Genomic DNA, 18,650 nt, shown 5'->3' on the forward strand with positions numbered 1-18,650 from the left:
TGACCGCATTGTGGGGAATAGTCTCGGCACCTGACCGGCGCCGGCCGGCCCGATTCCTCACGGCGGTGATCTCGTGTCCGAACCCGGTGACGATCCGGAGGAGCGCTCCCCCGGCCTCCCCGGCGAGCGGCGGCCCTGGCTGGTCGCCTGCCTCGTCGCCGTCTTCGTCGCGGCGGGCCTCGTCACGGTCCTGGCGTCCGGGCAGAACCATGACGGCGAGGCGAAACTCGTCTGCGAACGCTTCGTCCGGGGCCGCGAGGCCGGCGCGGACGTGCGCTTCTCCCGGGAAAAGGTCCGCGACCTGTCATCGGTCCGGCACGTCGTCACCGGTACGGCACTCGTCGCCGGGCGTCCGCCGGCGCCGTACACCTGCACCGTCGCCCACGGGGGCACCTCGTGGAACCTGATCTCCCTGACCGGGGTCTGAACGCCGCGCCCGTCTGTCGGCACCCACGGATAGCGTGCGGACCTCGCTGGAAGCGAGACCGGAAGAGGGAGCGGCATGGGTGCGAAAACGGCGTTGCTGGCGTTCAGCGAGGGTGACCTCCGTCCGGCGTTGCGCGGAGCGACGCGGGCGGAGCGCTCCGAGGTCGAGACGCCGGTGCGCCGGGTCCTTCCGGGTTACGCGGTCGCGCCCGACGGGGACGGGACGCTGCTGGACTGGGTGTACCCGCCGGACGACATGACGTACGCGACGGTCCTTGCCGGGGCGGAGCTGTTCTGCGACCGGAGGTTCATGCTCGACCGCCCGTCCGAGCTGCCGGCGCACCTGCACGACGCGGCCGCGGGCCGGCGGATCGTCGTGCACGGGATGCACTCGGTGGTGGACTGGCTCGGCTTCGGGGTCTGGGAGGACGGCGAGCTGGTCCGGTCGCTGAGCCTGTCCCCCGACGGCGGCGTCATGGAGAACATCGGCGACCCGTACGACTTCGAGCTGCCGTTCTGGGCGGGCGAGCATCCCGTCGAGCCCATGCCCGGATGGCCGGACGAAGGCCCGTACCCGTTGCCGTTCCACCCGCTCGACCTGGGGGAAGAGGCGTTGCGTGCGCTGTTCGGCTTCACGGTGGAGGGTGCTCCGGCACCGGACGACATCGATCCGCACGAGGTCCACCTGCACGGGTTCCGGGTGGCCGACCCGTCGGGTGCGGAGCAGGCCGTGCGGGAGGCCGCCTACGCGGAGGCGGTACGGGCGATGGGACGGCCTCGCAGGTTCACCCTCGGGCCGGACGGGGCGTGGCAGGAGATCGGCGCGGACGGCGGCTGAACGCGTACGGGCGGTGCGCGGGTGATCGATAGGGTGACGGCGTGGCTGGGGGCATCGAGACATCAGAGCCGTACGACGTCGTCATCGTCGGCGCGGGGCCGGCCGGCAGCAGCGCGGCTCTCGCCGCGGCCAGGGCCGGCGCGAACACCCTGATCCTCGACCGCTCGTCGTTCCCCCGCTACAAGACCTGCGGCGGCGGCCTCATCGGCGTCACGCTCGCCTCGCTGCCCGCCGGCCTCGACGTCCCGGTGCGGCAGGAGATCGTCTCCGCGACGTTCAGCGAACGCGGGAAGGACGTCCGGCACCGCACGTCGCCCACGCGCATCCTGTCGCTCACCGACCGCACCGAGTTCGACCACGCGCTCCTGAACGGCGCCGTCGCCGAGGGCGCCGTGGTACGGCACGGCGTGACGGTCTCCTCGATCACCGAGGCGGACGGCGTGGTGGAGCTGGCCACGAGCCAGGGACCGGTGCGCGCGCGTTACGTCGTCGGCGCGGACGGCAGCGCCAGCCGTACGGCCCGGCACGTCGGCGTGGAGCTCGGCCAGGTCGACCTCGGCCTGGAGGTCGAGCTCGACGCGGCGGGCGTGGGCGACGCGTGGCAGGGGCGGATCCACATCGACTGGGGGCCGATCCCCGGGTCGTACGCATGGGTCTTCCCCAAGGGCGAGCGCCTCACGGTCGGAGTGATCGCCCGTAAGGGCACGCCCGACCGCACGCGCGCCTACCTCAAGGCGTTCCTTCGCGAGCAGGGGCTGCGGGACCAGAAGGTCCTCCATGAGTCCGGCCATCTGACGCGCTGCCGGACCCCCGGCTCGCCCCTGGGCCTGGGCCGGGTGCTGCTCTGCGGCGACGCCGCCGGCCTGCTCGAACCCTGGACCCGCGAAGGCATCTCCTTCGCGGTCAGGTCGGGGACCATGGCCGGCCGGACCGCGGCACGGGCGGCGCGCGGAGAGCTGGCCGACGCGCAGGGCGCGTACGCGGCGGAGGTCGACTCGTCGCTGGCGCGCGAGATGCGGGCCGGCGCCCTGTTCCTGACGGCGTTCGAACGCCGCCCCCGGACGATGCACCGGCTGCTGACCCGCACTCCGTGGGGATGGCGGCTGTTCTGCCGGATCACCCTGGGCGAGACCACGCTCGCCCGGATCGTGCGCCACCGGTCGGCGCGGCTGGCGCTCCGTCTCCTGGCGAGCGGCCGGGCGAGCGACGCGGAATGACGAAGGCCGCCGGGAGCCCGTGGGCGTCCCGGCGGCCTCTCGACGAGAGCGCGCCGCTCAGTGCTGGTCGAGGACCGCGTGCAGGAAGTCCTGCGTACGCTGGTTCTCCGGCTCACTGAAGATCTTCTCCGGCGAGCCCTCCTCGACGATCTGCCCCTGGTCGAACATCAGCACCCGATGGGACACGTCACGGGCGAAGCCCATCTCGTGCGTCACGCAGAGCATCGTGATGTCGGTCTCGTTCGCGATGTCGCGCAGCACGTCGAGCACGCCCGCCACGAGCTCGGGGTCGAGCGCGGAGGTGACCTCGTCCAGCAGCAGGATCTTCGGCTGCATCGCGAGGGCGCGGGCGATCGCGACGCGCTGCTGCTGCCCGCCGGACAGCTGGGCGGGATGGGCGTCCGCCTTGTCGGCCAGGCCGACCAGGTCCAGCAGCCCGCGGGCCCGCTCGTTCGCCTCGTCACGGGACAGCTTGAGGACGTGCACGGGCGCCTCGGTGACGTTGCGCAGCACCGACATGTTCGGGAACAGGTTGAACTGCTGGAACACCATCCCGATGTCGCCGCGGACCTTGTGCAGGTACTTGTCGTCCGCGGGCACGAGGCGCTCGCCGCGCTTCATGTGCGACAGCGGGTGGCCGTTCACCCAGATGACGCCGTCGTCCACCTTCTCCAGCGTCATCAGCAGCCGCAGGATCGTCGTCTTGCCCGAACCGCTCGGGCCGATGAGGGTGACGCGCTCGCCGGGGGCGACGGCGAAGTCCAGCTCGCGCAGGACCACGTTGTCGCCGAAACGCTTCACGACCCCATCGAACCGGATGCCGTCGGCGTGCTCCCGCGGCGGCAGCGCCTCGGCGGCGGGGTCAGTTGTTGCCATAGCGGAACTCCAGGCGTCGCAGGAGGAGAGAGGACAGAACGCTGACGATGACGAACAGCACACCGACGATCGTCATCGGCTCCAGGAAGCGCAGCGACTTGGCGCCCACGTCGTACGCGCTGTGCAGCATCTCGGGCACGGTGATCGCCAGCAGCAGCGGCGAGTCCTTGAACATCGCGATGAGGTAGTTGCCCAGGGTCGGGATGACCTTGCGCACCGCCTGCGGGAGGACGACGCCGAACCAGACCCGCCGGCGCGGCAGGTTGAGGGCGGTCGTGGCCTCCCACTGGCCGGCGGGCACGTCCGCGATGCCGGCCCGGTACACCTCCGAGGTGTAGGAGGAGTAGTGCACGCCGAGGCCGATCACGCCGGTGACCAGCGCGCTGAACGTCAGGCCGATCGAGGGCAGCGCGAAGAACAGGAAGAACAGCTGCACCAGCAGCGGCGTGCTGCGGATGAACTCCACCACCCAGCGGACCACCTGGTTCACGACCCGGCTGGGCGAGCGGCGCAGCACGGCCCAGAGCAGGCCGAGGACCAGCGCGACGGCGTAGCCGAGCAGCGTCGCCTCGACCGTGACGACCAGCCCGCGCAGCAGGTCCGGGAGGATCTTCCCGGCGAAGTGCCAGTCCCAGATCACTTGGCCGCCCCCAGAGTGTCGAGGGCCGACCGCGCCGCGCGTCCCGGCCGCCGCCCCAGCATGATGTCGGCGCGGCGCTCCAGGTAGCGCACGAGCAGCTGGAGCACCTGGGCGATCACGAAGTAGATCACCAGGATCACCAGGAAGACCGCGGTGGTCTGGCCGGTGGACTGGCGCAGCTGCTGCGCCCGGAGCATCAGGTCGGCGATGGAGATCAGCGACACGACCGCGCTGCCCTTCATGAGCTCGATCAGCAGATTGCCGAACGGCGGCAGCATCAGCGCGACCGCCTGCGGCAGCAGGACCCGCCGCAGGCGCTGCCACGGCCGCATGTTCAGCGCGATCGTGGCCTCGAACTGCGCCTTGGGCACCGCCTTCACGGCGCCGCGCACGACCTCGGCGCCGTACGCGCCGACGTTGAGGCCGAGCGCGAGGACGGCCGCGAACATCGGCGCGAACCTGAACCCGATCAGCGGCAGCGCGTAGAACAGCCAGTACATGAGCACGAGCGTCGCGGTGCCGCGGAAGAACTCCACGTAGACCCGGCCGACCGCCCGCACCCACGCCGACCGCGCGCCGCCCATGAGACCGAAGACGAAGGCGAGCACGAGTGCGAGCGCGCTGCCGTACACGGTGAGCTGGATGGTGACCCACGCGCCCCGGAGCAGCAGCGGGTAGCTGCTGAGGACGTCAGACACCCCGGATCAGCCCTTGCAGAGCTCGGCGGCGGTGTGGCTGCCCGGCAACTCGGCCTGGGTGAAGCCGAACGGCTGGATGATCGGCAGGAGCCGGTTGTTCTGCTTGAGCTCCGCGAGCTTGCCGTTGAAGGCGTTCAGCAGGTCGGTGTCCGCCTTGCGGAACGCGAAGCCGCCCGCGCCGAACTGCTCCTTGCCGTCGATCAGCGGCACGAACGCCTCGGTGAGCTCGTACGGCGCTCCCGGGTGCTTGGACAGCGTGTCGGCGAGCGAGATGCGGGTCAGCGCGATCGCGTCGATGCGCCCGGCCTTGAGGCCCTCGTACGCGCTGGGCTGGTCGGCGAAGGTCTTGATGTTGCCCTTCTTCACGCCGAGCTTGGTGGCGTACCCCTCCTCGACCGCTCCGGTGAGCACGCCGAGCTTGATGTTCTGCTTGGCGGCGTCCTCGAACCGCTTGATGCCCTTCGGGTTTCCCTTGGGCACCAGGAACGCGGTCGTCGCGACGTAGTCCGGGTCGGCGAAGGCGACCTGGGCGCACCGCTCGGGCGTGATGAACATGCCGGCCGCGATGGTGTCGAAGCGGCGGGCCTGCAGACCGCCGATGAGGCCGCCGAAGTCGACCTGAACGCCTCGTACGTCCTTGATGCCCAGTTCCTTGAAGACCACCCGAGCCAGTTCCGGCGCCTCACCGGTGAGCTTGCCGCTCTTGTCCGTGAAGCCGTACGGCGACTCGTTGGCGAAGCCCACCTGGATGTAGCCCTGCTGCTTGGCGCGTTCCAGGGTGCCACCGCCGGACCGTTCCTTGCCGGGGTCCGTGGTCGAGCACGCCGCCGCGAGAGGCACGGCTCCGGCCAGCACGGCCGCGGTGCGGAGGAAGTCACGTCGTGATGAGGTCATGGGGGATCTCCAAGGTCCGAGAGCCCGGCGGTGGCCACCCCGGAAACCGGGGTGGCCACCGCCGAAGGCTCGGGGGATTATCTGTCGCCTACCGGGGTGAAGTCCCGGGCGGCGATGAACTCGGGTCGGCGGGACGGTGCGGCGAAGGGCTCCTCACAGGTGTTCTCGACGCTGTTGAAGACGATGAAGACGTTCGATCGCGGGAACGGCGTGATGTTGCCGTTCGAACCGTGCATGCAATTGCAGTCGAACATCGTCGCCGAGCCCGCGGGCCCGGTGAACAGATCGATGCCGTGCTTGTTGGCCAGGATCGACAGGCTGTCGGGGTCGGGAGTGCCGACCTCCTGACCGCGCAGCGACTCTTTGTAGTGATCGTTCGGGGTTTCGCCCACACACGAGACGAACGTCCGATGCGATCCCGGCATGATCATCAAGCCACCATTGTGGACGAAATTCTCGGTGAGCGCGATGGAAATGCTTACAGCACGCATACGAGGCATTCCGTCTTCGGCGTGCCACGTCTCGAAGTCCGAGTGCCAGTAGAAGTCCTTGCCCTTGAACCCCGGCTTGTAGTTGACCCGGCTCTGGTGCACGTACACGTCGGAGCCCAGGATCTGGCGGGCCCGGCCGACCACGCGCGGGTCGGTCACCAGCTCGGCGAACACCTCGCTGACCTTGTGCACCTCGAAGATGGACCGGATCTCGTCGGAGCCGCGCTCGGTGACGGTCCGCTCGTCGCGCAGCACGGCCTCGTCCTCGGACAGCCGGCGCAGCTCGGCGCGGTAGCGTTCGATCTCCTCGGGCGCGAGCAGCTCCTCGATCGTCAGGAAACCCTTCTCGTCGTACGAGGTGAGGGTCTCGGCGTCGATGGGACCGTCGCCGGGGCCGCCGTACGCCACGGGGTCGGTGCGGTAGAGCAGTGCGGGCTCGCCGGCCTTGCGGGTGGGGTAGAGGTCGTTGGGTCCGGGGTTCGGGTGCTCGATCATTTCAGGCCTCCTCGGTGATCAGGGGGTAGACGCCGTTCTCGTCGTGCACCTCCCGTCCCGTGCATGGTGGGTTGAAGACGCAGACGGTCCGCAGGTCGGTCTGGGGCCGTACGGTGTGGTGCTCGTGGCCGTCGAGGAGATAGAGCGTGCCGGGCTCGAGATGGTGCTTCTCACCGGTCTCCTCGTTGACGAGCTCGCCCTCGCCCTCGATGACGTAGACGCCCTCGATGTGGTTGGCGTACCACATGTGCGTCTCGGTGCCGGCGTACATCACGGTCTCGTGCATAGAGAAGCCGACCTTCTCGCTCGCCAGCACGAAGCGACGGCTCCGCCAGGTGGGTGCCTCCACGTCGCGTTCGGTACCGCTGATCTCCTTCAGCGAGCGGACGATCAATGGGTTCTCCCTTCCTTGTGCCTTGTCTGCCTTGGTCTGCTTGGTCTTTCTGGTCAGGCGAGCACCGCGTCCACGGAGGACGCGATGATGTCGAGCCCCTCGTCGAGCTCGTCGGAGGTAGTGGTGAGCGGCGGCAGCAGCTTGACGACCTCGCTCTCCGGCCCGGAGGTCTCCATGAGCAGGCGGCGGTCGAACGCCTCGGCGCACACCCTCGTCGCCGCCGCGGGCTCGGTGAAGGCGAGTCCCTGGGCGAGGCCACGCCCGCGAACCCCGCTGATCGCCTCGGGGTGGGCCGCGGCGATCTTCCCGAGCGCCTGCTCGACCTGCTCGCTCCTGGCGAGGGTCTCCTTCTCCATCCCCTTGCCGCCCTCGCCGTCCCAGAACTCCAGCGCGGCCGTGGCGGTGACGAACGCCGGGTTGAACCCGCGGAACGTTCCGTTGTGCTCGCCGGGCTCCCACACGTCGAGCTCCGGCCTGAGCAACGTCACGGCGAACGGCAGGCCGTAGCCGCTCAGCGACTTGGACAGACAGACGATGTCGGGCACGATGCCGGCCTGCTCGAAGCTGAAGAACGGCCCGGTGCGCCCGCAGCCCATCTGGACGTCGTCGACGATGAGCAGCATCTCGTGGCGCCGGCACACGTCGGCCAGGCCGCGAAGCCACTCGGGGGTGGCGGCGTTCAGCCCGCCCTCGCCCTGGACGGTCTCCACGATGACCGCGGCCGGAGCGTCCAGGCCGCTGCCGCTGTCCTCCAGCAGCCGCTCGAACAGCAGGAAGTCCGGCGTCCGCCCGTCGAGGTAGTTGTCGAACGGCATGGGCACCGAGTGGCCCAGCGGGATCCCGGCGCCGCCACGCTTCATGCCGTTGCCGGTGACCGCGAGCGCACCGAGCGACATGCCGTGGAAGGCGTTGGTGAAGCTGACGATCGTCTCCCGGCCGGTGTACTTGCGGGCGAGCTTCAGCGCCGCCTCGACCGCGGTCGTGCCCGCCGGGCCGGGGAACTGGACGCGGTAGTCGAGCCCGCGCGGTGCCAGCACGACGTTCTGGAACGTTTCAAGGAAGCGCCGCTTCGCGACCGTGTACATGTCGAGGCCGTGCACGACGTTGTCGTCGGCCAGATAAGCGAGGAGTTTCTCCTTCAGCAGCGGGTGATTGTGGCCGTAATTCAGCGTTCCCGCGCCGGCGAAGAAGTCGAGAAAGGCGTTGCCCTCCTCGTCGTACAGGCGGCTGCCGGAGGCTTTTTGGAACACCGCCGGCCACCCCCGGCAGTAGCTGCGGACCTCGGACTCGAGCGACTCGAACACGTCCATGCGTCTCACCTGTCTCCTGACATGGCTGGTACGTCCAGTGGGCCGATGCGGTAGAGCTCCTCCGGCTCGTGGTCGCCGGGGAACAGCTCCTCGGAGAGGAGCGGGGTGCGGCGCAGTTCGGCGCCGCGATCGCGGGCGAAGGCGGTGAAGAGCCGGGATGAGGCGACGTTGTCCGGGGTCACGGTCGCCTCGACGTACCGGTGGCCCCGGTCGGCGAGGTGGCCGAGCATACGGCCGGCGAGAGAGCGGCCGCGCCAGTCCTTTTCCACCGCGACCTGCCAGACGAAGAGGGTCCCGGGCTCCTCGGGCCGGTCGAAACCGGTCACGAAGCCGCGGATCTCACCGCCGGACCGGGCGACCACGGAGGTCGCCGCGAAGTCACGGCACCAGAGCACATAGCTGTAGGGAGAATTGAGGTCGAGGGTCTTCGAATCACGCGCGATGCGCCACAAATGGCGGCCGTCTTCGATTCTGGGAGGCTCGAACACCTCGGTGTCGGCGATGGTCGGGGAATGCGGTGCGCTCGGATGTCCTGACGACATGGGTTCCGAATTTAGCGAACCCGAAACCTCACTCCGGACCGGTTTTTGATCACCGTGTTTGAACCCCGCAATTCGGGGGTAGATCGGCAGGTTTTCCGCTTTTGGCCGCTCGAGACGGCGGTCACGTGAAAATGATCACGAAGGCGGATGCCCTGCCTGGCCTGGGCAAACGCGAGCATAGCGGACCGGCGGAGGCGTTGCTCATCTCGACATACGGACACGTCTCATCCCAAAACGTGACGCCAAGGACACCGCAGAGGCGGCGTTGACTTTTGAGATCTAGATCACACCCTTTGTTGCAAACCGGTAACAGATGTGAGGCGTCTCGGTTCACGCCCATGACGGTGAATGATCACCGAGGACTACGTTGAAGGTCATGCGGGTACTCGTCACCGGTGCTTCGGGCTACGTCGGGTCGCACGCGGTGAAGTCGCTCCTCGCCTTCGGTCACCGCCCCCGGCTGCTCGTCCGCGACTCCGGCCGGACGGGCCGCACCCTCGCCGATCTCGGGGTCGACCCCGATGACACCGAGATGTGCCCCGGCGACATGCTCGACCAGGAGGCCGTCGGCCGCGCCCTCGACGGCTGCGACGCGGTGATCCACGCCGCGGCGGCCCTCGGCGTCACGGGCCGTCGTACGGACCTGGTCACGGTCAACGTCACCGGCACGCGCAACGTCGTCGGCGGCGCGGTGGCCCGCGGCCTGGACCCGGTGATCCACACGTCCACGATCGCGGTGTTCGTCCCGCCCGCGAGCCCGGTGATCACCTCCGACGCTCCCCTGGCGCGGCCGCGCACCGGGTACGGGCGGTCCAAGCTGGAGGCCGAGCGGTACGCGCGGAGCCTGCAGGACGACGGCGCGCCGGTCACGATCGTCTATCCGGGCGGGGTGCTCGGGCCGTCCCAGCCCCACCTGGACGCGATGCCGGCGGGTCTGGCGGCCGGACTGGGCATCGCCTGGCCGGTGGCGCCCGGCGGAGTGTCGCTTCTGGACGTGCGCGACCTGGGAGAGGCGCTGGCCCGCTGCGTCGAGCCCGGCCGTGGCGCCCGGCGGCTCATCCTGGGCGGGCACTACGTGCGATGGCCGGAGTTCGCCGACCTGTGCGACGCGCTGACCGGCGTCCGCTGCCGCCGGATCCGCTTGCCCGGCGGTCTCATGATCGCGCTCGGTACGCTGCTGGACGTCGCGAAGAAGGTGCACGGGTTCCGCTACCCGCTGACGCGGGACGCGGCCGAGCTGATGGTGACGCTCGTCCCCTCGGACGACACGGTCGCCCTCGACGCTCTCGGCCTGACGCTCCGCCCGTTGGAGGAGAGCGTGGCCGACACCCTGCGCTGGCTCGCCGCCGCGGGACACCTGCGCCCGGCCCGTGCCGGGCGCCTGGGACCGGTAGGACAGCGGGGCTTTGAGACAGGCCCCAGACCATGAGGAGCTCGTGATGCCCGTTCGCGCCCTGCAGGGAGTGCTCACACCGGTCGCCCGGCGGCTGGCGAGCGCGCCGTGGTTCGCCCGGATCGGCCCGAAGGTCGTCCCGCCGCTCGACCGGGTGCTCCACCGCCTGTCCGGCGGGCGCGTCCTGCTGCCGGCGATCGTGCTGCCGAGCATCGTGCTCACGACGACCGGCCGCAAGACCGGCCTGGCACGGGAGACGCCGCTGATCTGCCTGCCCGAGGAGGACGGGTCGTTCGTCGTCGTCGGCAGCAACTTCGGCCGCGACCACCACCCGGCATGGACGGCGAACCTCCTGGCCGACCCGAAGGCCGAGGTCCGCTACCAGGGCCGCCGCATCCCGGTCACGGCACAGGCGCTGGAGGGCGCCGACCGCGCCGAGGTCTGGCCCCGCCTGGTGCGGATCTGGTCGGTCTACGACACCTACGTCGCGCGCGCCGACCAGCGCGAACTGCGCGTCTTCCGCCTCAGCCCGTCCTGACCGGCCTCAGCCACTCGCCTTCGGCGAAGGCACCGGAACCGGCGCGCCCGACTACGGCACGCCGCGAATCCGCCCCCGCCGCGTACGGACCTGATCGACCCACGACACCCACCTCGAACGCGCCGACCAGCGCGAACCGCGCGTCTTCCGCCTCAGCCCGTCCTGACCGGCCTCAGCCACTCGCCTTCGGCGAAGGCACCGGAACCGGCGCTCCCGACTGGTCCGGCTGCTGTGGCTGGTTCGGCTGCGGCATGCGGCGGTACTGGCCCCAGCCGCCGTTCGGCGGCACGAAGCCGCGCCGGCCGAAGCCGAAGTCACGGCCGTCCCGCTGAATGAGACGGACCGTGTGGTCAGAGCCGTGGTCGTCGTTGAACGCGGCCACGATGCCGCCGCCGACCAGCCCGCCGATCAGGCCGGCCACGAGGGTCAGCGCGCCGGCCCGTGCCGTCCCGTTCGAGGACCACCGGTGCCAGCGGGACTCCCGCGGCGGCGCGGCGCCCTCCACGTACGGCGGGGCCGTGCGGCCGGACTCGAGGAACTCCGCCTGCGCCCCGCCGTGGGGCGGCGGCGCGCCCGGACCCGGCGGAGGCGGCGTCTGCCCGCCGCCGGCCGGCGGCGCGGGAGGCTCGGGCCGTGCGGCCGGCGACTCCCCGGCCGGTGTGGCGCCCTCGCGGGGATCGCGCTCGTCCTGTTCCGCCATCTCACTTTCCCCTGTTCACGATTCAGTTGGCCTAGCGAACCCGATTGTCGCGCAGAAGCCCCTAAGCGTGGCGTAAACGAAAAGGCGGTCCCGCCTTCGCGGGACCGCCCTTCCGGCAGCCATCAGGCCATTCGGCGAAATGTCAGGCCGCGACCGTTTGTCCGGTCGTCGCCGGCTCCAGCGCCCAGTCGAGCACCTCGCGGACGTCGGAGGCCACGTGGACGGTCAGCTGCTCCAGCACCTCCGCCGGCACGTCGTCCAGGTCGGGCTCGTTGCGCTTGGGGATGAGGACCGTGGTGATCCCCGCCCGGTGCGCGGCGAGCAGCTTCTGCTTGACCCCGCCGATCGGCAGCACGCGCCCGGTCAGCGAGACCTCGCCGGTCATCGCCACGTCGGAGCGTACGAGCCGGCCGGACAGCAGCGACGCGAGCGCGGTCGTCATCGTGACGCCGGCACTCGGCCCGTCCTTGGGCACCGCCCCGGCGGGCACGTGGATGTGCACGCCGCGGTTCTTCAGGTCGCCGACCGGCAGCTCCATCTCCGCGCCGCGCGAGCGCAGGTACGACAGCGCGATCCGGGCCGACTCCTTCATGACGTCGCCGAGCTGGCCGGTCAGCGTCACGCCGGTCTCGCCGGTCTCCTCGTCGGCCAGCGACGCCTCGATGTAGAGCACGTCGCCGCCCGCGCCGGTGACCGCCAGTCCGGTGGCCACGCCCGGCACCGCCGTACGGCGCTCCTCCTCCTTGAGCGAGGTCTCCGGGGTGAACCGGGGCCGCCCGAGGTAGTCGCGCAGGTCGTCCGCGCCCACCGACACCGGCAGGGTCGCGGTCTCCAAAGCGACGTTCGCCGCGACCTTGCGGAGCACCCGCGCGATCGACCGCTCCAGGCTCCGTACGCCCGCCTCACGGGTGTACTCCCCCGCCAGCAGCCGCAGCGCGTCCTCGCCGATCGTGACCTCCTCCGCGGTCAGGCCGGCCTTGTCGAGCTGGCGCGGCAGCAGGTGGTCGCGGGCGATGGTGACCTTCTCGTCCTCGGTGTAGCCGTCGAGCGAGACCAGCTCCATCCGGTCCAGCAGCGGGCCCGGGATCGTCTCCAGGGCGTTGGCCGTGGCCAGGAAGACCACGTCGGACAGGTCGAGCTCCACCTCGAGGTAGTGGTCGCGGAACGTGTGGTTCTGCGCCGGGTCCAGCACCTCGAGCAGGGCGGCCGTCGGGTCGCCACGGTAGTCCGCGCCGACCTTGTCGATCTCGTCGAGCAGCACGACCGGGTTCATCGAGCCCGCCTCGCGGATCGCGCGCACGATCCGGCCGGGCAGCGCCCCGACGTACGTGCGGCGGTGGCCGCGGATCTCCGCCTCGTCGCGTACGCCGCCGAGCGCGACGCGGACGAACTTGCGGCCCATCGCGCGTGCCACGCTCTCGCCGAGCGACGTCTTGCCGACCCCGGGCGGCCCGACGAGGGCCAGCACGGCGCCGGAACGCCGTCCGCCGATCACGCCGAGCCCGCGTTCCTCACGCCGCTTGCGCACGGCGAGGTACTCGACGATGCGGTCCTTGACGTCGTCGAGGCCGGTGTGGTCCTCGTCGAGGATCTCCCGGGCGCCGACGATGTCGTACGCGTCCTCGCTCCGCTCGTTCCACGGGATGTCGAGGACCGTGTCGAGCCAGGTGCGGATCCAGCCGACCTCGGGCGACTGCTCGGCGGTCCGCTCGAGCTTGTCGACCTCCTTCAGCGCGGCCTCGCGCACCTTCTCCGGCAGGTCGGCGGCCTCCACGCGAGCGCGGTAGTCCTCCTCCTCGCTGGAGGGGTCGCCGCTGAGCTCGCCCAGCTCCTTGCGGATGGCGGCGAGCTGCTGGCGGAGCAGGAACTCCTTCTGCTGCTTCTCCACGCCCTCCTCGACGTCCTTGCGGATCGTCTCGGCGACGTCCAGCTCGGCGAGGTGCGCACGCGTCCAGCCGATCGCCAGCTCCAGCCGCTCGGGCACGTCGGCGGTCTCGAGGATCTGCGTCTTCTGCTCGGCGTCGAGGTAGGACGCGTACCCGGACCGGTCGGCCATCACCGACGGATCCTCGATCTGGCGGATCATGTCGATGACCTGCCAGGCGCCGCGCTTCTCCAGCACGCCGATGACCAGGGCCCGGTACTCCCTGGCCAGCTCTTCGGCCCGCTCGCCGAGCCCGGTGTCCTCCACGACGGTGCCCTCGACCCACAGCGCCTTGCCGGGGCCGGAGGTGCCGGTGCCGATCCGCACCCGCGCCACACCGCGTACGACGGCCCCCGGGTCCCCACCCGGCAGCCGCCCGATCTGCTCAATCGCCGCCAGCGTGCCGACGGCGGCATATTTCCCGTTCAGCCGAGGCACGATGAGCACCTGCGGCTTGTCATCCGTGTCATCCGGCAGCGCCGTGGTGCGCGCCGCCTCGATCGCCCCTCGTACCTCATCGTCCGTAAGAGACAACGGCACGACCATCGCGGGCAGCACGACCTCGTCGTCGAGCGGCAGCACCGGCAGGGTGACGGTCTTGCTCATCAGGCCTCCAAAGCTTGAGTCACTCACACTCAAGAAAGAAGAGCCGCGATCTATTTCCCGGAGGTCGTTCGCTCTGAGCGAGCGCCGCCGGGGGTGTCCCCGTCCGGATGAACCTTGCGAGTTCCGGACTTGGGTTGCGAGGGACCTTGCGAAGTTCGGATTAACCCTGCGAGGCGACGACCGAGTCGTGGAGGATCCTCGGTCATGACGGGCTTACGCATGGTGACCGGTGGCGGCGTCGATCCTCCGGTCGATGGCTACGAGGTCGGGTATTTGACCTCGGACGGAGCGCAGGTACGGGTTCCGCTGGCGGATGCTTGGGGGGCTGCGGCTGGAGTCCGCTCTGCCGGCGCGGAGCTTCACCTCCCACAAGGGGCAGCGGGACTTCCCCGGCCGGTGGTGGTCGGCGACGGAAGAATGCAGGCCACCCGGAGGGCATGTGCGCTGGTGGGGTGGGAGTACCGGCTGGTGGCCTCCCCGGATCCGATCGTGACGGCGAACGTGCGGTGGCTGGCGGCCTACCGGCATCCACGTCATCTGCCGCCTGAGATCGCTGCGGCTTTGCGGGATGCGTTCCGCTCACCGCGCGGGTTGATGGCCGGTGCGGAAACAGCGGGCGATCCGATCGCGGTGTTGCCGGTGCTGTCCACCTGCTTTGGCGGCAGGAGTTGGTCGTGGACCTGTCGGTGCCGCTGCACCAAGGTGGAGCCGTTCGGGCTGCTTGACGGTCTCCCAGCCGAGGTTCTCGCGGCAGCCAGGGAATGGGAACGGCAAGTCGTTGAGGTCACCACCGGCCTGCAACCGGATGCGGCGCCCGGAGCGGTCCCGCGGGCGGAGTACGACCCGACGACGCACACTCTCGCAGAGCGCGACCAGGCCAAGGGCCACCCGCACGGGCGCCGAAGTGTCCGACCAGCTTGAATACTTCGCCGAACGGCTGCCCGCCACGTTCGTCTACGCCGGCATCGAAGTCGAAGCCCAAGTCTTGTTCTCTGGCCCTCGTGGCCGTCAGATCGCCGGACGATTCACTGTCGTCCCGACCAACGCATTCGCCTACGGCACCGCCGAACAACGCGAGACCTGGCACACCCTGATCACCACCCTGGAGAGCACGCTACGGCTGCGTCACCACAAGCCCGGGACACCGGCGGGAATGGTCGAATACCTCTACCGCGCAGCGGAGGAATGATCGGCAACCTGTCCCAGCTCATCCGCGGAGCGGCGATCCCGGCCATCGAGGACGGCCCCGGAAAGATCAGCCGGGAACACCTCGGCCTCGTCCCCGTCGATGCCTGAACCGGACCCCGGCATTGACTGGCTGCTGCTGCACGACACCCCGCAACACGCCTGCCCGCGCTGCACCGCCCGACACCGAGGCGGCCGCGTCATGCGGCTGTTCGCCCACCACGAGTACACCTGCCGACGCCACGGCTATCGGCTCGGCCCACCCGACGTCGGGCAAGACCACAACCCCCGCCACCTCTCCGAGATCCTCGCCGCCCAACGCAAGCACCAGCGGCTGGTACGCGCCTACGGACCGATCCCGGTCTTCGACACGATCATCCACGCCTCAAGATCTGCGCCGTGCTCTACCACCACCACACCAACGCCCCCGTCATCGAGACTTACTACCCCCAACTACCCCAACTACCCCCAACCCGGCCCCTACGTCCGCCAACGCGCCCGACTCGCCGACCAAGCGACCGAACCCGCACCCGATGAATCAGTGGGACGAGCTGCGGACATCCGGCCGAAAGCCGCCCCGGACGAAGCCGAGGCTCCTCGCTAACGCGGATTCACGCGCAGGCCATCGCAGATGACAGTCATCATGCGCAGCGCCATCTGCCGGTCACCCTGTTCTCGTTCCGCGGCGGTATGAATGCTGTTCAGCAAGGCACGCACGTCGGCGATGCCGATGTCAGCGCGGACCTGGCCGCTGCCTTGGGCTCGTTCCACCAGCCGTTCCAGCGCTCGATCCAGTTGCTCGGTCTCGGCCGCGATCCTGGCCTTCGCGTCGATGCCGGCTCCGGCCAGAATCTCGGCCAGCCCCCGGTTCTTCATCCCGCGTTCGACCATGCCGAGGCAGAAGCCGAAGAACGCCTCGCCAGGATCCCCGGCCTCCGCCAAACTGCGCGCCTCGTCCACGAGCTGGGCGATATGGCTGAGCACGATGGCCTCGAACAGCGACTCCTTGGTCGGGAAGTGCCGGTGCATCGTGCCCGCACCCAGCCCGGCCCGGCGGGCGATCTCATCGACCGGTACAGACACGCCCTCCGTCGCGAAGCACTCACGCGCGACCTCCAGAAGCCTCTCCCGGTTGCGCCGGGCATCCGCCCGCATCGGCCTCGCTCGTTCCCGAGCGTGCCCAGAGATGTCATCCGCGACCATAACGCCCCTCCGATAGACAACCGGGGTAAGGACCCCGTATATTCCCGATCCGGGGTCGCCACCCCGAATATATCCCGGCACGCGATCTACGCGACGTTCATCCCAAGCACCTTTCGATCAGGAGATCACGCATGTCATCTTCGACCACTCTCACTCCCCGCGAGGTCCTCGCGCGGATGCACGAGCTCACCGTCACCGACGAGGCGGCCGCCGTCGACCTCTATGCGGAGAACGCGGTGCACGAGATCCCGTTCGCTCCGGCCGGCGCCCCGGCCCGCATCGAGGGGCGAGAAGCCCTCCGCCAGATGATGGACGCCCAAGGCGGCCAATCTCCAGTGAAGTACCAGGGCTTCGAGAACGTCCAGGTATGGGAAACCACCGACCCTGAAGTGATCATCGCCGAGTACGAGGTCGTCGGCATCGTCATCTCCACTGGAGCCGGGTTCCGCATCCCGCAACTTCTCATCCTGCGGGTCCGCGACGGCAAGATCCTGCTGTCCCGCAGCTATCTCAACCCCGGTCAGTTCGCCGAACTACTGGCCTGAACGCACCCGGCCGCCGGGCGGCGCGACCCGGCGGCCGGTACCAGCCAAGAGCGAGCCGACCGAAGGATCAGCCGACCATGACCAGCCGAACCGGACCTGCCACCACCGTCATCGAACCGGACTTGACGCGGATCGCCCTGGCGGTCGTGGTCGGCGCCATCATGACGGTCCTGGACATCACGATCGTCAACGTCGCGATCAACAAGCTCGCGCACGACTTTCAGACCCCGCTATCGACCATCCAATGGACGCTCACCGGCTACACGCTGGCCCTGTCGATGAGCATCCCCCTGACCGCGTGGACCATACGGCGCTTCGGCGCCAAGACCATGTGGATCACAGCGCTGGTCCTGTTCGTCGGGGGGTCCGCGCTTTGCGGGGCGTCCTGGTCGGTCTTGAGCCTGATCATCTTCCGCGTCCTTCAGGGTTTCGGCGGCGGGCTCCTCATGCCGGTCGGCCAGACCATGCTTGCCACAGCGGCCGGACCGCAGCGGATGGGCCGGATGATGACGGTCATCTCCGTGCCCGCGATGCTCGCTCCGGTGCTGGGCCCCGTCCTCGGCGGCGCGATTCTGGACACCCTGTCCTGGCGGTGGCTGTTCCTCATCAACCTCCCGGTCGGCGCCATCGCGCTGTTGCTCGCCGTCCGGCTGCTGCCGCGCGATCCAGACCGCAAAGCCGGCGATCGCATCGACATCACCGGGCTGGCCCTGCTGTCACCGGGACTTGCCGCACTCGTCTACGGCCTGTCCCAGGCAGGCAACAACAACCTGCGCCTGCTCGCAGGCACTGCCACCGGGCTGCTTTTGCTCGCGGTGTTCACGATCCGCGCGATCCGCATGGCCGGCGGAAACACGCGTCCGCTGGTCGACGTCACCACCTTCCGCCACCGCGCCTTCACCACCAGCGTGGCCGCATTGTTCACCTACAGCGCGGCCGTGTTCGGGCTGCTCGTCGTGCTGCCGATCTACTTCCAGACCGTCCAGGGCCGCAGCCCGGCGGCGACCGGACTGCTGCTCGCCCCGTTCGGCCTCGGCGCGATGCTCACAATGCCGATGGCAGGGCGAATGACCGACCGCAGCGGGCCACGAGGCGTCACGCTGGCCGGGCTGCTCATCATGATGCTCGGTACGGTCCCCTTCACCCAACTACAGGCCGACACCAGCACAACAGTGCTCACCGCCTCACTGTTCACCATCGGGCTGGGGCACGGAATGATCGCCCCTCCTTTGATGGCCGCCGCATTCCAAGGGCTGAACCGTAGCGAAATGCCCTCGGCGACCACGACAGCCAATATCCTGGCCCGGGTCGGCACCTCGGTCGGCACGGCGGCGCTAGCCGTGATCCTGCAGATCTACCTCCGCGCCGGTCTGCATCGCAGCACCACCCTCACCGACGTCGCCAAAAACCGCACACCGCACGCACTTTCCGTACTGACCGACGCCTTCGCCCACACCCTGTGGTGGACGTTCGGAATCGCCGCGATCGCACTCGTGCCCACCGTATTGATCCCTCCCCGCCCCACCATCCGACCGACCGAGGCGTGACACCTCATCGGTGACCGTGGTCGCGGCCACGAACGGCTCCAGTAGATCGTCACGATTAGCAGCAGGGTCCACCTGACCTTGCCATCACCGAGTCCAGACCAACCGAAAATGCAAGGTGAGTCTGAACAACTTCGGCGACCGGCGTTCGGACTGACCTTTCAATTCCACGGTCAGACCATGCGGCACTC

Annotated in this window: 19 protein-coding genes; 8 read left to right on the forward strand and 11 right to left on the reverse strand. The window is 69.6% G+C overall.

Features of this window, described 5'->3' with window-relative positions; translation table 11 throughout:
• The first annotated feature begins 73 nt into the window (after positions 1-73).
• From ACQEV1_RS36595 to ACQEV1_RS36605, 3 genes are all read left to right on the forward strand, one after another.
• Complete coding sequence (locus tag ACQEV1_RS36595) at positions 74-427, forward strand: hypothetical protein (RefSeq protein WP_285632256.1); 354 nt, start codon at positions 74-76, stop codon at positions 425-427.
• A 75-nt stretch (positions 428-502) separates the two neighbouring features.
• A complete protein-coding gene (locus ACQEV1_RS36600; protein WP_285632254.1) occupies positions 503-1,264 on the forward strand; it encodes a DUF6928 family protein in 762 nt (253 codons plus the stop codon).
• A 41-nt stretch (positions 1,265-1,305) separates the two neighbouring features.
• Positions 1,306-2,481, forward strand: a complete 1,176-nt coding sequence (locus ACQEV1_RS36605) for a geranylgeranyl reductase family protein (RefSeq protein WP_433400416.1) — start codon at positions 1,306-1,308, stop codon at positions 2,479-2,481.
• 57 nt (positions 2,482-2,538) lie between these two features.
• On the opposite strand, the gene ehuA is transcribed toward ACQEV1_RS36605, so the two are convergent.
• The 8 genes from ehuA to ectA form a co-directional block, all read right to left on the reverse strand.
• The gene (ehuA, locus tag ACQEV1_RS36610; RefSeq protein WP_285632247.1) at positions 2,539-3,357 is read right to left on the reverse strand and encodes an ectoine/hydroxyectoine ABC transporter ATP-binding protein EhuA; all 819 of its coding nucleotides are present in this window, start codon (positions 3,355-3,357) and stop codon (positions 2,539-2,541) included.
• Positions 3,344-3,997, reverse strand: a complete 654-nt coding sequence (gene ehuD / locus ACQEV1_RS36615; protein ID WP_285576477.1) for an ectoine/hydroxyectoine ABC transporter permease subunit EhuD — start codon at positions 3,995-3,997, stop codon at positions 3,344-3,346. Before ehuD ends, ehuA begins: the two co-directional genes overlap by 14 nt.
• A complete protein-coding gene (gene ehuC / locus ACQEV1_RS36620; protein ID WP_433400420.1) occupies positions 3,994-4,695 on the reverse strand; it encodes an ectoine/hydroxyectoine ABC transporter permease subunit EhuC in 702 nt (233 codons plus the stop codon). The genes ehuD and ehuC overlap by 4 nt, the downstream gene beginning before the upstream one ends.
• Before the next feature lie 6 nt (positions 4,696-4,701).
• Positions 4,702-5,589: an ectoine/hydroxyectoine ABC transporter substrate-binding protein EhuB gene (ehuB, locus tag ACQEV1_RS36625; RefSeq protein WP_285632241.1), complete on the reverse strand. Its 888-nt coding sequence runs from the start codon at positions 5,587-5,589 to the stop codon at positions 4,702-4,704.
• Positions 5,590-5,666: 77 nt separating this feature from the next.
• A complete protein-coding gene (gene thpD, locus ACQEV1_RS36630; protein WP_285632238.1) occupies positions 5,667-6,575 on the reverse strand; it encodes an ectoine hydroxylase in 909 nt (302 codons plus the stop codon).
• 1 nt (position 6,576) lies between these two features.
• The gene (locus ACQEV1_RS36635; protein ID WP_285576470.1) at positions 6,577-6,969 is read right to left on the reverse strand and encodes an ectoine synthase; all 393 of its coding nucleotides are present in this window, start codon (positions 6,967-6,969) and stop codon (positions 6,577-6,579) included.
• A 53-nt stretch (positions 6,970-7,022) separates the two neighbouring features.
• Positions 7,023-8,279, reverse strand: a complete 1,257-nt coding sequence (gene ectB / locus ACQEV1_RS36640; protein ID WP_433406037.1) for a diaminobutyrate--2-oxoglutarate transaminase — start codon at positions 8,277-8,279, stop codon at positions 7,023-7,025.
• A gap of 5 nt (positions 8,280-8,284) precedes the next feature.
• On the reverse strand, positions 8,285-8,821 hold the full coding sequence (gene ectA / locus ACQEV1_RS36645) for a diaminobutyrate acetyltransferase (protein WP_285576467.1): 537 nt from the start codon (positions 8,819-8,821) through the stop codon (positions 8,285-8,287).
• Positions 8,822-9,197: 376 nt separating this feature from the next.
• On the opposite strand from ectA, the gene ACQEV1_RS36650 reads away from it, so the two are divergent.
• On the forward strand, positions 9,198-10,250 hold the full coding sequence (locus ACQEV1_RS36650) for an NAD-dependent epimerase/dehydratase family protein (protein ID WP_285632232.1): 1,053 nt from the start codon (positions 9,198-9,200) through the stop codon (positions 10,248-10,250).
• A 10-nt stretch (positions 10,251-10,260) separates the two neighbouring features.
• Positions 10,261-10,752 (forward strand): nitroreductase/quinone reductase family protein, encoded by a 492-nt coding sequence (locus tag ACQEV1_RS36655; protein WP_285576464.1) that lies wholly within the window; start codon positions 10,261-10,263, stop codon positions 10,750-10,752.
• 172 nt (positions 10,753-10,924) lie between these two features.
• On the opposite strand, the gene ACQEV1_RS36660 is transcribed toward ACQEV1_RS36655, so the two are convergent.
• Complete coding sequence (locus tag ACQEV1_RS36660; protein ID WP_433400426.1) at positions 10,925-11,452, reverse strand: hypothetical protein; 528 nt, start codon at positions 11,450-11,452, stop codon at positions 10,925-10,927.
• Positions 11,453-11,594: 142 nt separating this feature from the next.
• Positions 11,595-13,982, reverse strand: a complete 2,388-nt coding sequence (gene lon / locus ACQEV1_RS36665) for an endopeptidase La (RefSeq protein ID WP_433400429.1) — start codon at positions 13,980-13,982, stop codon at positions 11,595-11,597.
• A 904-nt stretch (positions 13,983-14,886) separates the two neighbouring features.
• Between lon and ACQEV1_RS36670 the strand changes: the two genes are divergently transcribed.
• Positions 14,887-15,171: a hypothetical protein gene (locus tag ACQEV1_RS36670; RefSeq protein WP_433400431.1), complete on the forward strand. Its 285-nt coding sequence runs from the start codon at positions 14,887-14,889 to the stop codon at positions 15,169-15,171.
• A gap of 596 nt (positions 15,172-15,767) precedes the next feature.
• Here ACQEV1_RS36670 and ACQEV1_RS36675 read toward each other — a convergent pair.
• The gene (locus ACQEV1_RS36675; RefSeq protein ID WP_433400434.1) at positions 15,768-16,322 is read right to left on the reverse strand and encodes a TetR/AcrR family transcriptional regulator; all 555 of its coding nucleotides are present in this window, start codon (positions 16,320-16,322) and stop codon (positions 15,768-15,770) included.
• 179 nt (positions 16,323-16,501) lie between these two features.
• On the opposite strand from ACQEV1_RS36675, the gene ACQEV1_RS36680 reads away from it, so the two are divergent.
• Positions 16,502-16,915 carry a nuclear transport factor 2 family protein gene (locus ACQEV1_RS36680; protein ID WP_433400437.1) on the forward strand — a complete coding sequence of 138 codons (414 nt, stop codon included), beginning with the start codon at positions 16,502-16,504 and terminating at the stop codon, positions 16,913-16,915.
• A gap of 77 nt (positions 16,916-16,992) precedes the next feature.
• Positions 16,993-18,462, forward strand: coding sequence for an MDR family MFS transporter (locus tag ACQEV1_RS36685; RefSeq protein ID WP_433400440.1), 1,470 nt, complete (start codon positions 16,993-16,995; stop codon positions 18,460-18,462).
• Positions 18,463-18,650: the final 188 nt, after the last annotated feature.

The organism is Actinoallomurus sp. CA-142502 (assembly GCF_050936355.1).
Taxonomy (GTDB): domain Bacteria; phylum Actinomycetota; class Actinomycetes; order Streptosporangiales; family Streptosporangiaceae; genus Actinoallomurus; species Actinoallomurus iriomotensis.

Bases quoted from the DNA above. Each gene is read 5' to 3' on its own strand.
- ACQEV1_RS36600 (WP_285632254.1), top strand. From the start codon at position 503: ATGGGTGCGAAAACGGCGTTGCTGGCGTTCAGCGAGGGTGACCTCCGT.
- ehuA (WP_285632247.1), bottom strand. From the start codon at position 3,357: ATGGCAACAACTGACCCCGCCGCCGAGGCGCTGCCGCCGCGGGAGCAC.
- ehuB (WP_285632241.1), bottom strand. From the start codon at position 5,589: ATGACCTCATCACGACGTGACTTCCTCCGCACCGCGGCCGTGCTGGCC.
- thpD (WP_285632238.1), bottom strand. From the start codon at position 6,575: ATGATCGAGCACCCGAACCCCGGACCCAACGACCTCTACCCCACCCGC.
- ectB (WP_433406037.1), bottom strand. From the start codon at position 8,279: ATGGACGTGTTCGAGTCGCTCGAGTCCGAGGTCCGCAGCTACTGCCGG.
- ectA (WP_285576467.1), bottom strand. From the start codon at position 8,821: ATGTCGTCAGGACATCCGAGCGCACCGCATTCCCCGACCATCGCCGAC.
- ACQEV1_RS36650 (WP_285632232.1), top strand. From the start codon at position 9,198: ATGCGGGTACTCGTCACCGGTGCTTCGGGCTACGTCGGGTCGCACGCG.
- ACQEV1_RS36655 (WP_285576464.1), top strand. From the start codon at position 10,261: ATGCCCGTTCGCGCCCTGCAGGGAGTGCTCACACCGGTCGCCCGGCGG.
- ACQEV1_RS36660 (WP_433400426.1), bottom strand. From the start codon at position 11,452: ATGGCGGAACAGGACGAGCGCGATCCCCGCGAGGGCGCCACACCGGCC.
- lon (WP_433400429.1), bottom strand. From the start codon at position 13,982: ATGAGCAAGACCGTCACCCTGCCGGTGCTGCCGCTCGACGACGAGGTC.
- ACQEV1_RS36675 (WP_433400434.1), bottom strand. From the start codon at position 16,322: ATGCGGGCGGATGCCCGGCGCAACCGGGAGAGGCTTCTGGAGGTCGCG.
- ACQEV1_RS36680 (WP_433400437.1), top strand. From the start codon at position 16,502: ATGTCATCTTCGACCACTCTCACTCCCCGCGAGGTCCTCGCGCGGATG.
- ACQEV1_RS36685 (WP_433400440.1), top strand. From the start codon at position 16,993: ATGACCAGCCGAACCGGACCTGCCACCACCGTCATCGAACCGGACTTG.